We start from the raw sequence: 12,164 nt of genomic DNA, 5'->3' as shown, positions 1-12,164 counted from the left end.
AGACTTCTTGCAGAAGGTGAGGGAATAGGGAATAGGGATTACTCCATTATTGATCCTTAATCTGGAGGGTTGATGTCTTCTGGGTTGAGTCCTAGAGACTTGATATAGGCTGCAAGTTGCTCGGCTTTCTGTTCAGCATCTTGAGCGCGTTGGCGTAGTTGCTCTAGCTCCTCGTCCCTTTCTTGGAGTTGCTCGCTGGGAGTGGGTATCCAGTTTCCTTGGGCATCATACCACCGGAGCCAGAGTCCTTCTCTGTAGTCATAGATGCCTTGCCATAGGCCTAAGCCTAGGTCTAACTCATTAAACCAGATGCGGCGATCGGGAAGTAGCTGTTCTTGGTAGCGTGCGCCTTGTAAGCGAAACGCTCGCAACCGGTTTTGATAGCGGTCATAAACGACATAATAGGGGATATGTAATATTTGTTCATAGACTTCCCATTTTGTGGGAGGCTTTCCACTTTTGCGCTGGGTGAGTCCTAAGTCTTCTGTTTCGGTTCCCGGAGAGAGGAGTTCGACGACGAGGTAGGGAATGACTCCTTCTTGCCAGATGACGTAACTCCAGCGTAGCGTTTCTTGGTCGGTGGAGGGAGTATTATCGAGGACTAAAAACCAATCTGGACGTTTGTACCACTTGGTATGGCGGGAGTCATAGTATAAGTTTAGATCGGTGGCGGTTAAGCAGCGATCGGGCCAGTGTTGGGCGGGTTTACAAGTTTGGCTGAGGAGGGCGGGTTGCAGGTCGTGGAATTCGTCGGGCAAACCGGGTTCCTCCGGGTCTTCACTGGGGAGATCGTACATGGTGGGTAAGGGTTTTTGCCAAGGGTGGCTGCGATCGCTGTAAACCATAATTCACACTTGTTGAAATTATTTCGATCATAGCCAATGGTAGAGAAAGTGGCGATCGCCCCTCTCTAGGCAAAACGTGAGATATTGAAGCTATCAGGAGAAACTGGAGAAGATTATTATGGTGTGGCGATTAGGAAAACCGCTACTGGTAGGATTTTCTGGGGGCATACTCTTCACCGGCAGTGTCTGGGCTGAGGTGCGTTCGATGCCGAGTGCTGTGGAGCGTTTGGTGACGAATTATCTTAATCGTACTCCGGTTTCGGCGATCGCCCCCCATTGGACTTTAGAACAAGCTGCCCAATTTCAGCAACAATTGGTACAAGCCCTAATTCCCCAACTTGGCCCCATTGTCGGCTATAAAGCTGCTTTAACGAGTCCTGTGGCTCAGGAGCGCTTTGGGGTTTCCCATCCGGTGCGGGGAACGTTATTACAACAAATGTTACTCTCTACTGGGGCAACGGTTCCAGTTAACTTTGGCGCTCGTGGGGTATTTGAAGCTGATTTAATGGTGCGTGTAGCAGATGAAAAGATTAATCAAGCGACAACTCACCGAGAGGTATTAGAAAGTTTAGATGCGGTGATTCCGTTTATTGAGCTGGCGGATTTGATGTACGATCGCACTGTACCCTTAAATGGCCCCGCCTTAGTCGCCATCAATGCTGGAGCGAGGTTAGGAGTTTTGGGGGAACCGGTGGCACTCGCAGCGACTCCCGCATGGGAAAAGCGCTTAGGCGAAATTGCGGTAGTGATGGAAGATGGTGCAGGAGAGAAGTTATCGGAAGGCAGCAGTGCGGCACTGTTAGGGCATCCCTTGCAAGCGGTATTATGGCTGAAAGAGGATTTGAATGCTGCGGGAATTCAGCTCAAACCGGGAGATTTGTTATCGCTGGGAACGATTACCCCCCTAACTCCGGTGAAGGAGCCGATGATGATTCGAGCGCGATATGAGGGTTTGGGGGAAGTTTCGGTAAGGTTTGAGAATGAGTTATGAGTTATGAGTTATGAGCTATGAGTTATGAGTTATTGGTTATTGGTTATGAAGCGGGCAAGATGCCCGCACTCCTGTTTTGGAGTGGGAGCGTCTCGCTCCCTAACGCCTAAATTAAGCTCGCTCCCTAACGCCTAAATTAAGCTCTCTCCCTAACGCCTAAATTAAGCTCTCTCCCTAACGCCTAAATTAGGGCTGTATTACTTATTTCATCCACGCAGAAACGGCTAAACATCCCCAACCGATTAAAAAGGCGACTCCTCCCAAGGGGGTAATGGCTCCGAGGATTTTAATTCCGGTGACGCTGAGGGCATATAAGCTACCGGAAAAGAGGAGAATTCCGGCAAAAAATGCCCATCCTGCGGTTACCATCCAGGGATTAGCAGTAGGCAGGGAAGAGAGCCAGAGGGCAACGAGGATGATGCCGAGGGCGTGATACATTTGGTACTTGGTGGCGGTTTCAAAGATTTCCAGGGAGCGATCGCTCAGTTGTCCTTTGAGCGCATGGGAGGCAAAAGCGCCCCCGGCAACGGCGATCGCCGCTAAACTCGATCCTAGCGTCAGAAAAACTTGACTCATTCCCACTTTCCTATCTCTGCATCATTCCCTTAATTATAGGTGAACCATCACAGAAGTCATGATACTCTCTTAATTCCTCACCTTTACCTAATTCATCTGCCAGTTTAAACAAATCCAGACGATTAAGCAGCGAGGCAGTAATCGGACGTTTGGCATCCCAGAAAATAAAAGCGCTCAAGAATTCTTGGGCAACTTTTGAATTTAATAAATGTTCCAGCAAAATAGCCTCGGATTGCGACTGACAAGCAAGAAAATAGCAAGTATCATCCAGCATAACTGGTTTTCCTTCATGAGGTGATATTAGACAAAAAGCCAGTTTTTTATACAGTCCTGAAATAGCCACTTTCCAAGGAGCAAAGGAATAATCTCCAACGCCAAAAATAGAAAAAGGGGGTTTACCTTTATAAATTGAGCTTTTACGCCGATCAAAAAACGCTTGATGTTGACTTAAATACAGCCAAGTCAACGGGGCATGAATAGCAATAGATTTCGTCTCTGCTCCCACTTTACTTTGAGTCACTAAGAGATAACGCGAACTGCTTTTCTGATGAGCAATATCCGAGCTTTTCAACAGAGGATATAAATAATTATTTTCCAGACTAACTGGTTCTCCAAATCCATTTTTAAGATCTGCAAAATTCCCCGTCATTTCCATGATTTTAGCACAGTCATGTTTAATCCCCGATCGCCATTGATAAACCGTCCTTCCTTGAAGATGCTGCCATTGATTGAAATTCGCTAAATCTGCAATTAAGTGTCCTTCATGGATACCAAAAGTTGACTGCTTCACTGGATTTTCAATGTTTTCATAAACCGAACAACTATAATTAGATTTTTCCTGACCTAAATGACACACAAGTAGACCTGCACTTACCGCAGCATGAAAATATTTTTTCGCGTCAACTATATAGAGGCTAGATTGCATAATTGGCAACTGATGTTTATAACTATATTGGATAATTTTACGAGCAACAACTGTTTTAGTCAGCAGGGCAACCCAACCTAACTTTTTCCCTAGAGAGTCTAGAAGATAGCGCCACATCCATTCCGAAATATCAAAATTGCTTTTACCCGTAAGTGCATCTAATCCACAATATTGATCGCTGTTCTTTTTTGCTGGTAAATTGCCACTCTCTAAACCTCCCAAAAAAGAATTTGTTGCCCAAGGAGGATTGCCAATAAATAATATCGGTTCTGGCAATTGAGCGGTGATACTTTTCCAGTCAAGAGCAAAAAAATTAGCGTTAACAACTTTGATTTTACCCGCATAAGGCTGATCGCAGAGTTTAGTTTTGACTTGCTGGATATACCGATCGTTGATATCATATCCTAGACCAACTTCTACAGAATCAAACCATTCCATAGCAGCCATTAATAAATTGCCTTGACCACAAGTTGGCTCAATAATTGATCGAGGTTTAATGCCTTTATTATACAACAGTTTACAGATTTTATGACTGAGTTCCCAGGGAGTTTGAAAATCACCATATTCTTTTTTTGTCTGTTGACTGATAGTCATATTATAAAACTCGAATAATTCCCGGTATATTACCTGCTTCGGCAATAACACGGCGATACTGAAGCCTCCATTGTAAGGCATTGGAAATGGTTAAATAGCCTAAGTCAGGAGGATGATGCATGATTTCTTCCGCTAGTTGTTGAGCTTGAATATCATCCAGAGGAAGCATCCGCTCGGCAAAGAAAGCGAGTAAGTCATCTAGGTTAGCATCATTGTCTAAGAGTTGCTGGATTCCCCGCGTTGTTTGGTAGTCTGCTGTCCTTTCTCCAGTCACTAAAACTGAGTTTAGTATTTTCAGTTGACCGGTTTTAGTATTGGAGTTATCGGTCTTATCATAGACAAAAATGAGTAAGTTATATCCTAACCCATAGATTTTCTGACGTGCAGATTGGAAAGGACAAGAGGATTGGGGTTGCCGATAACTGGTTACTTTCATATCTACATTTAATCCCGGAAAATCCATACCTTTGGCTGAACTTCCTCGCTCAAAAGTGTAGCAGGTTTCTAGATAAGTTTGAAACTTATGCTCGAAGTAAGTTCCGAGAGCTTTACCATCGGTAACACCATAGAGGGAAGATTCATGATGATTAGACTCAAGTTGAGCAAACTTTTTTGCTTCTTGACATAATAGATCAAGAGTTAAGATGGGTTGCATAACGACTCTATCAATATTTGGTAAATTATCTTAAGCTTAGGGGAAAAAGGCACAACTTAGGTTAATGTAGGAATTAGCTTTACCTATGCTGACTCGCTATGATTAACGATATCAGATGAAGGCTATGATGGAGGCGATCGCCGCCTCGATCGCGTCAGGGATGGATCGGCTAAAAGCACTAACCAGAAACCCCTCCTAGGTATGACGATCTAGGAGGGGTTATTTCAGGTTACTCTTGTGTCTAGAGTAACTTAATTCATGATTTCAGTTACTTGGTTTCCGAGAATTCCGCATCAATCACATCATCGTCGGGGCCACCAGAACCGGCATCACCTCCAGGAGGGGGAGCATCTGCACCGGGTGCGCCTGCTTCATCACCGCCTGCCTGTTGATACACACTGCTACCAATGCTATAGAGGGTTTGTTGCAGTTCAGTGGTCAGAGTTTGGATGCTCTCATCATCTTCCTTGCCGACGGCCTCGCGCAAGTCCTTAACCAGTCCTTCAACCTTGGTTTTATCATCGGCAGGAACTTTGTCACCGAGTTCTTCCATTTGTTTCTCGGCTTGATAACAGAGTTGGTCGGCTTGGTTCTTGCGATCGATTTTTTCGCGCCGTTCCTTATCCGCTTCTGCATTGGCTTCGGCTTCTTTCACCATGCGGTCAACTTCCCGGTCATCCAGGGTAGAAGCACCGGTGATACTAATGGACTGAGCCTTACCGGTTCCCTTATCCTTAGCGGTGACATTCAAGATACCATTGGCATCAATATCAAAGGTCACCTCAATTTGGGGAACACCACGGGGAGCAGCCGGAATACCATCTAAGCGGAAGGTTCCTAAGCTCTTGTTGTCGGTGGACATTTCCCGTTCCCCTTGCAGCACATGGATTTCTACATTGGTTTGACCATCGACTGCGGTAGAGAAGGTTTCGGACTTCTTGGTGGGGATGGTGGTGTTGCGGGGAATAATTTTGGTCATGACACCACCGAGGGTTTCAACCCCAAGGGAGAGAGGGGTTACATCTAACAGGAGAATGTCTTTCACTTCTCCAGCGAGTACCCCACCTTGAATAGCAGCACCCACGGCAACGACTTCATCGGGGTTTACGGTTTGGTTGGGTTCTTTACCCAGGGTTTTCTTGACCACTTCTTTAACCGCAGGCATCCGAGTGGAACCCCCAACTAGGACGACTTCATCAATGGCTGCTTTATCGAGTTTGGCATCTTTGAGAGCGGTTTCGACAGGGATGGCACAGCGTTTAATCAGGTCGCTACAGAGGTCTTCAAATTTACCCCGTGTTAGGGTCAAGTCGAGATGTTTGGGGCCTTCTTGGGTAGCGGTAATAAAGGGCAGGTTGATTTCTGCTTGGGTGACGCTGGAGAGTTCAATTTTGGCTTTTTCGGCTGCTTCGGTTAACCGTTGCAGGGCTTGTTTGTCTTTGCGGAGGTCAATGCCTTCCGTTTTCTGGAATTCTGCGGCTAGATAATCGACGATTTTTTTATCGAAGTCATCTCCACCGAGGTGAGTGTCTCCAGAGGTGGATAGGACTTCAAATACACCGTCGCCTACTTCGAGGATGGATACGTCGAAGGTTCCGCCCCCTAGGTCAAAGACGAGGATGGTTTCGTTGCTTTTTTTGTCGAGTCCGTAAGCGAGGGATGCGGCGGTGGGTTCGTTGATGATCCGCAGCACTTCAACCCCTGCAATTTTACCTGCGTCTTTGGTGGCTTGCCGTTGGGAGTCGTTAAAATAAGCTGGAACCGTGATTACTGCTTGGGTAACGGTTTCGCCCAGGTATGTACTGGCATCGTCAACCAGTTTCCGCAGGACTTGGGCGGAGATTTCTTCAGGAGCGAATTTTTTGTCAGCAGCCGGACAGTTGAGTTTAACGCTGTTGCCTTCTTTGAGGACTTCGTAGGATACTTCTGTCGATTCGGTTCCGACTTCGTCGTAGCGCCGTCCGATGAATCGTTTAACGGAATAGAAGGTGTTTTGGGCGTTCATGACGGCTTGGCGTTTGGCGATTTGTCCGACGAGGCGATCGCCATTTTTTGCATAAGCAACGACGGAGGGGGTGGTGCGTCCACCTTCTGCGTTGGCGATAACGGTGGGTTTGCCCCCTTCCATTACTGCTACACAAGAGTTTGTGGTTCCTAAGTCAATTCCAACTACTTTAGCCATAAGAGTTTTTGCGTTCCAACTTTACTAACTACTAGGGGTTCCGGCCTGGGCCTGAGAGCGATCTATAAATGTTTTGCTTGTTAGGTGGGCCGTTCTCAGTATAAAGACCTCTTAACCTATCCTGATGGGGGTTTGCCCTGGCAATGAAGGGCGGTTTACCGAACTTGGGGAGCTTCCCAGTTGGGTTTAAGCTGCCCAAGGGTCTTCTTCTAGACTCACGGGAGTTTCTAAGGGGGTGGGTTCGGGTTGGGAGGGGGTGGATGTACCCAAGGTGATTTTCACGGGTTGGGGTTTTTGCTTTTTGGGTAGATTCAGGGTTAAGATGCCTTGGTTTAATTGGCTCTCAATGCGATCGCACTCAATTTCAAAGGGTAAGGCGACAGAGCGCCGAAATTGCCCATACTTCACTTCGGAATAGAGGGCAACCGAGTCAGGATGAGGACGGCGAGTCCATTGGATGGTTAGGGTTTTTTCTGTGGCTTCAATATCGAGATCTTCGGCTTGAATTCCCGGTACTTCCACTTGCAGCATCAGACCTTCTGATGTGATTTTCCAGGCGATCGCTGGTTGATAGATTGGGTTTTTTTCTATCGGGTGGACGCGCATCATCATGGTTGCCCTCCTGTTAACCTTGGGTTCAGTGATTTCTACTGTTCTCATCCTAAAGGCTGGAACTCTTTCAGGCAGGAGGGCAAACCGTATCAGGGTTGGCGCATTTTCCGCCAAGTAGGGGGAATGGGGGGATAGACTCAAACAAAAACGCCCTAAGCGATTCTGCGTTTGCAGAATCTTCGGGTAAGCATTTTGTTATTTGGAGTATTGTACGGGACTGACGGGGCTCGAACCCGCAACTTCCGCCGTGACAGGGCGGTGCTCTAACCAATTGAACTACAGTCCCTTGTGTAAGCCAATATCCATAGTTACATGATTTTTGGGGTTTGTCAAGGGGATGGGAAAATTTTTTCTGGGAATGCCCTTCGACTTCGCTCAGGGCGAGGGGAATGGGGAATGGGCAAAAGGCAAAAGGCAATAGGCAAAAGGCAAAAGGCAATAGTTTGTCTCCCCATCTTCCCCATCCCCCCTCTTCGTCAGGTGACGACTTCGATGTATTGGCTATCCATTAAAAATGCGCCTCCGGTAAAGCGAACGCCCCAATATCCTCCAGGACGACAGTCAAGAATTGTGCCTTCTTCGCCCAGTTGAATGACATCGGGAGGGCGAAGCATGGGCATGGGTTCGGCGGTTTTGACGTAGGGAGGGAGGGCAATGACGCGCACCCGATCGCCCACTTGAAAGGTTTTGTTTTCACTCATGGCACTTGCCAAATCCGTTGATGGTAGGCTTGGGGATCAGCATAGGGATCGATTGGGGGATGATCGTGATCGTGATCGTGATGATGATCGTGGTGGTGATGATGTCCATGATCGTGGGAATGGGAATGATCGCCATCACCGAGGGCAGCTAACCGGAATTTGCATAACTCACAGTTCATCTGTACTTGTCCCAACTGGGTTTCAATTTCGCGATCGCGCACCAACTGCATCAGATGAGGATCGATACCCATCTCAGATAAGCACACATGGTTAATCTCTGGAAACTGTTCCTGTTGTTGGGCGGTGATGTCGGCAATTTTCTTCACCAATACCCCAGTGAATAGGAAATAGGGTAACACGATAATCCGCTTGGGCTGATAGAGCCGGGCGCGGCGAAATCCTTCTTCTAAACGGGGATGGGTAATACCAATGAAACAGGTTTCGACGGTTTGATAACCACTGCCTTCCCACACCATGCGAGCTAACTTGTAAACATCCCCATTGGCATCAGGATCGCTCGATCCGCGTCCGACAAACAGGAGTACGGTATCAGCGCGGGGATAGTCTGGGGTATCGAGGGCGGAAAGGCGATCGCTCCATAACTCTAAAATACTGGGCGTGATGCCAAAGTGTCGACCATAGTGAAATTTGACTTGTGGATATTCTAAGCGAGCCGCATCTAGGGCATTAGTGACATCAAATTTATTATGGCGGGCAGCGAATAACAAAATCGGCAGAGCGGAAAGGTCGGTATAGCCTTGCTCTACGCAGCGTTTAACCCCCTCTAAAATGGTGGGTTCTGTTAACTCCAAAAAACAAGGAATCACGGGCCGAGAGGGGTCTAGGGCTTCGTAAGCGGCCGCAAAATCGATAAATGCATCTCTCCCTTCGCGATCGCGGCTCCCATGGCCAATCATCAACAACGGGCGGTTGATGGGCAAGGGAGAGAGTTGAATTGAAGACGGTCTAGATTGAAGTTGCATGATGGCTAGTAAGATACGATAACCCTATGGCATAGTACGTTAAGGCTATGGCATAGGGCTATGCAGGGGTGGGGGATTGTCAAATCTGCGGGGATGTATGAGACAGGTTCACCAACAGTTCGCTTGGACGAGCCACAATTGGGTTAACCTGCCCCGACATCAACCAACCCAGTCAATGACTCATCATAGAGGATGGTTTGTGAAACTCAAGGCAGCAATTCGTCCCCCAATTCGGTATTCTAGGCATAGAAGACTAGGCCAAACGGTTGCATAACCGCTGAGGTTAGCTGTTCTAGGTTCTTTGTGCCCCATGCAAAGATTTAAGGTTTACTTAAGGTTAAAAGATCAACCAGGATGATGAAAATGGGTGAGTCTAAATCCCAAATTAATCTATTGACAATGTTCCGCTTGGGACTCTTTCAAATGGGTTTAGGGATTATGTCCCTGCTAACCTTGGGGGTGATTAATCGGGTGATGATTGATGAGCTGAAAGTCCCGGCTTTGATTGCGTCTGGGGCGATCGCCGCCCATCAGTTTGTCTCGCCAGCACGGATCTGGTTTGGTCAACTCTCGGACGCAAAACCGATCGCCGGTTACCATCGCACGGGCTATGTTTGGATGGGGACTCTGCTGTTTACCACCACTTCATTTCTCGCCTTGCAAGTGGTTTGGCAATTGGGCAATAGTGCGGCTACTCTAGGCTGGACTACCCCCACCTATGGCTGGGCAGGTTTATTGGCGATCGTTTTTGTATTCTATGGATTGGCTTTAAGTGCCAGTTCTACCCCCTTTGCTGCCCTCTTATTTGATGTCTCTGATGACCGTAATCGCTCTAAATTGGTGAGTATTGTCTGGTCTATGTTAATGGTGGGGATTGTGGTTGGGGCGATTATTAGTAGCAGTTTATTGAAACAGTTGGGCTTAGATTCTCCCCCGGAAGACCTGCAAGCGTCGATTAATCGGCTGTTTATCATTGTGCCCACATTGGTTTGTTTCCTCGCAGTGATGGGAACGTTAGGAATTGAGAAAAAATATTCGTTGTATGGCGATCGCACCACCGCCGCCAACCGCGAAGATCAAATTACCCTGGGTAATGCCCTAAAAATTCTCACCGCCAGTCGCCAAACCGGGATCTTTTTCACCTTCCTTCTGTTTATGAGCATCAGCTTGTTTATGCAAGATCCGGTGTTGGAACCCTACGGAGGCGAAGTCTTCCAGATGCAGATTTCAGAAACCGCTCAACTGAATGCCTTTTTTGGTATGGGAACCCTGATCGGTATTGGTTCCACCGGCTTTTTGATTACCCCTCACTTAGGCAAACAACGCACCTGTTTTAGTGGCTGTGTAGGGACGGCATTTTGCTCAGGATTTCTCTTGTTTTCTGGGTTTACGGGTAATCCTAAAGCCCTGATGTTGAGCCTCTTTCTATTTGGCTTAACCTCTGGAGTCTTGACGGCTGGAGCGATCGGATTAATGCTCGATTTAACGGCTGCGGAAACTGCCGGAACCTTTATCGGTGCTTGGGGGTTAGCCCAGGCAATGGCCAGAGGAGGGGCAACGGTGTTAGGAGGAGCGGTTTTAGATGTAGGAAAAGCCCTGTTTTCTGAGCCAGTATTCTCCTATGGTTTGGTGTTTGTGGTGCAAGCGGGGGGCTTAATTGCGGCGACCTGGCTCTTGGGTCGGGTGAATATCCGCGAGTTCCAGGAAAACACGAAACAGGCGATCGCCCTAGTCATGGAAGGAGATTTAGAATAAGCTATTTATTTCAGAAATATTAAAGTATCAACTGAGTTACTATTGCTTTTATTGTTATCCTCTGCCTACCTATGAGTATTCTAAGCTGGACAGAACTGGAAACCCTAACTGATTTTACGATCGATCGGGTGAATGGCCCCACCAATGCCCAATCGAATTTACGCCTCTTTGGTCATTCGGAAGCGGATGTGCGGGTGACGCTTTATCGGGATCATCATGCTTGGTGTCCCTACTGCCAAAAGGTGTGGTTATGGTTGGAGGAAAAGCAAATTCCTTACCGTATCCGCAAGGTAACGATGTTCTGTTACGGGACGAAGGAACAATGGTATAAAAATATTGTTAGATCCGGGATGCTACCGGCGATCGAGTTGGATGGGCGACTGATTACGGAAAGTGATGATATTTTAATTGCCCTAGAAAAAGAGTTTGGCCCCCTGAACAGTGCAGGGATGAAGGATGCTGAGGTGATTCCCCTACGGAGATTAGAGCGCTTGCTGTTTCGAGCTTGGTGTAGTTGGCTATGCTATCCGATGCGATCGCCCCGTGACGATGAACGACAAAAAGAACGGTTTACCGCAGTCGTTGCTGAAGTTGAAAAAGCTCTGAGCAATACCCCTGGGGCCTATTTCCTAGAGAATTTTGGCACAGTAGATATCATTTTCACGCCCTATGTTGAGCGCATGAATGCTAGTTTATACTACTACAAAGGGTATAGCTTGCGAACGGAAAATCCCCATTTTTCTGATTGGTTTGATGCCATGGAAACCCGGCCCACATACCGAGGAACCCAAAGCGATTTTCATACCCATGCCCATGATTTACCTCCGCAAATGGGCGGATGTCACTCGAATAAGCAACCGGAAGCACAGGAGAATCAGAAACGGGTGGATCGCGGGCCTTGGTTCGGTCTGCCGGATGTGACCTATCCGGAACCGGAAACGTCTCGTAAAGAAGCTCTGCATCGGGTTCTGAAGCATCGTGACTCGATTATTAGAGTCAATCCAGGGGACGATCGCCAGTTTGATGAAGCCTTGCGCTGTGCTTTAACTCACTTGATGACCGGGGAAGAGTGCAAGCCTCCCTCTGGTTCAGATACTGCGTTACGCTATTTACGCGATCGCATTAGTGTGCCTAGGGATATGTCCATTTATGCGGCTAAACGGTTACGGGAAGCCCTGGAAAGCACGGCCGCGTTAGTGGGCGATCGCCAAGGGCCACCTATTTCGGTTCGCGATCGCCGCGACCAAGACCCCGCCAATTTTCAGTCCTAAACTTTAGATCGGACAAGCGTAAGCCATTTTTTTTAATCGGCTTTAGTATAATCCGATCGCTATCTATTGCACAA

At 47.6% G+C, this 12,164-nt stretch carries 11 protein-coding genes and 1 tRNA gene; 3 read left to right on the top strand and 9 right to left on the bottom strand.

What is annotated here, in order from left to right:
• Positions 1-56: 56 nt before the first annotated feature.
• On the bottom strand, positions 57-845 hold the full coding sequence (locus tag PMG25_RS01420; protein WP_283765130.1) for a Uma2 family endonuclease: 789 nt from the start codon (positions 843-845) through the stop codon (positions 57-59).
• A gap of 118 nt (positions 846-963) precedes the next feature.
• Here PMG25_RS01420 and PMG25_RS01415 point away from each other — a divergent pair, with 118 nt between their 5' ends.
• Positions 964-1,836 (top strand): 2-keto-4-pentenoate hydratase, encoded by an 873-nt coding sequence (locus PMG25_RS01415; RefSeq protein WP_283765129.1) that lies wholly within the window; start codon positions 964-966, stop codon positions 1,834-1,836.
• 201 nt (positions 1,837-2,037) lie between these two features.
• On the opposite strand, the gene PMG25_RS01410 is transcribed toward PMG25_RS01415, so the two are convergent.
• The 8 genes from PMG25_RS01410 to PMG25_RS01375 form a co-directional block, all read right to left on the bottom strand.
• Positions 2,038-2,412 carry a DUF423 domain-containing protein gene (locus PMG25_RS01410; RefSeq protein WP_283755492.1) on the bottom strand — a complete coding sequence of 125 codons (375 nt, stop codon included), beginning with the start codon at positions 2,410-2,412 and terminating at the stop codon, positions 2,038-2,040.
• A 10-nt stretch (positions 2,413-2,422) separates the two neighbouring features.
• A complete protein-coding gene (locus tag PMG25_RS01405; protein WP_283765128.1) occupies positions 2,423-3,931 on the bottom strand; it encodes a class I SAM-dependent methyltransferase in 1,509 nt (502 codons plus the stop codon).
• 1 nt (position 3,932) lies between these two features.
• A complete protein-coding gene (locus PMG25_RS01400; RefSeq protein ID WP_283765127.1) occupies positions 3,933-4,586 on the bottom strand; it encodes a type II restriction-modification system restriction endonuclease in 654 nt (217 codons plus the stop codon).
• A 268-nt stretch (positions 4,587-4,854) separates the two neighbouring features.
• The gene (gene dnaK, locus PMG25_RS01395) at positions 4,855-6,768 is read right to left on the bottom strand and encodes a molecular chaperone DnaK (protein WP_283765126.1); all 1,914 of its coding nucleotides are present in this window, start codon (positions 6,766-6,768) and stop codon (positions 4,855-4,857) included.
• 186 nt (positions 6,769-6,954) lie between these two features.
• Entirely contained in the window at positions 6,955-7,380 is a 426-nt protein-coding gene (locus PMG25_RS01390; RefSeq protein ID WP_283765125.1) for an Hsp20/alpha crystallin family protein, read from the bottom strand.
• A gap of 212 nt (positions 7,381-7,592) precedes the next feature.
• Positions 7,593-7,666 (bottom strand) — tRNA-Asp (locus PMG25_RS01385).
• 190 nt (positions 7,667-7,856) lie between these two features.
• Positions 7,857-8,081: a regulatory protein SipA gene (gene sipA / locus PMG25_RS01380; protein WP_283765124.1), complete on the bottom strand. Its 225-nt coding sequence runs from the start codon at positions 8,079-8,081 to the stop codon at positions 7,857-7,859.
• Positions 8,078-9,064 (bottom strand): sirohydrochlorin chelatase, encoded by a 987-nt coding sequence (locus tag PMG25_RS01375; RefSeq protein WP_283765123.1) that lies wholly within the window; start codon positions 9,062-9,064, stop codon positions 8,078-8,080. Before PMG25_RS01375 ends, sipA begins: the two co-directional genes overlap by 4 nt.
• Positions 9,065-9,427: 363 nt before the next feature.
• Between PMG25_RS01375 and PMG25_RS01370 the strand changes: the two genes are divergently transcribed.
• Together PMG25_RS01370 and PMG25_RS01365 are read left to right on the top strand one after the other, a co-directional pair.
• Positions 9,428-10,819, top strand: coding sequence for a BCD family MFS transporter (locus tag PMG25_RS01370; protein ID WP_283765122.1), 1,392 nt, complete (start codon positions 9,428-9,430; stop codon positions 10,817-10,819).
• A 71-nt stretch (positions 10,820-10,890) separates the two neighbouring features.
• Positions 10,891-12,090 carry a glutathione S-transferase family protein gene (locus PMG25_RS01365; RefSeq protein WP_283765121.1) on the top strand — a complete coding sequence of 400 codons (1,200 nt, stop codon included), beginning with the start codon at positions 10,891-10,893 and terminating at the stop codon, positions 12,088-12,090.
• Positions 12,091-12,164 lie beyond the last annotated feature (74 nt).

This window comes from Roseofilum capinflatum BLCC-M114 (assembly GCF_030068505.1).
Taxonomy (GTDB): domain Bacteria; phylum Cyanobacteriota; class Cyanobacteriia; order Cyanobacteriales; family Desertifilaceae; genus Roseofilum; species Roseofilum capinflatum.
This window is presented reverse-complemented; position numbering and strand designations above follow the sequence as displayed.

Bases quoted from the DNA above. Each gene is read 5' to 3' on its own strand.
- dnaK (WP_283765126.1), bottom strand. From the start codon at position 6,768: ATGGCTAAAGTAGTTGGAATTGACTTAGGAACCACAAACTCTTGTGTA.
- PMG25_RS01415 (WP_283765129.1), top strand. From the start codon at position 964: ATGGTGTGGCGATTAGGAAAACCGCTACTGGTAGGATTTTCTGGGGGC.
- PMG25_RS01400 (WP_283765127.1), bottom strand. From the start codon at position 4,586: ATGCAACCCATCTTAACTCTTGATCTATTATGTCAAGAAGCAAAAAAG.
- PMG25_RS01390 (WP_283765125.1), bottom strand. From the start codon at position 7,380: ATGATGATGCGCGTCCACCCGATAGAAAAAAACCCAATCTATCAACCA.
- PMG25_RS01365 (WP_283765121.1), top strand. From the start codon at position 10,891: ATGAGTATTCTAAGCTGGACAGAACTGGAAACCCTAACTGATTTTACG.
- sipA (WP_283765124.1), bottom strand. From the start codon at position 8,081: ATGAGTGAAAACAAAACCTTTCAAGTGGGCGATCGGGTGCGCGTCATT.
- PMG25_RS01370 (WP_283765122.1), top strand. From the start codon at position 9,428: ATGGGTGAGTCTAAATCCCAAATTAATCTATTGACAATGTTCCGCTTG.
- PMG25_RS01375 (WP_283765123.1), bottom strand. From the start codon at position 9,064: ATGCAACTTCAATCTAGACCGTCTTCAATTCAACTCTCTCCCTTGCCC.
- PMG25_RS01410 (WP_283755492.1), bottom strand. From the start codon at position 2,412: ATGAGTCAAGTTTTTCTGACGCTAGGATCGAGTTTAGCGGCGATCGCC.
- PMG25_RS01405 (WP_283765128.1), bottom strand. From the start codon at position 3,931: ATGACTATCAGTCAACAGACAAAAAAAGAATATGGTGATTTTCAAACT.
- PMG25_RS01420 (WP_283765130.1), bottom strand. From the start codon at position 845: ATGGTTTACAGCGATCGCAGCCACCCTTGGCAAAAACCCTTACCCACC.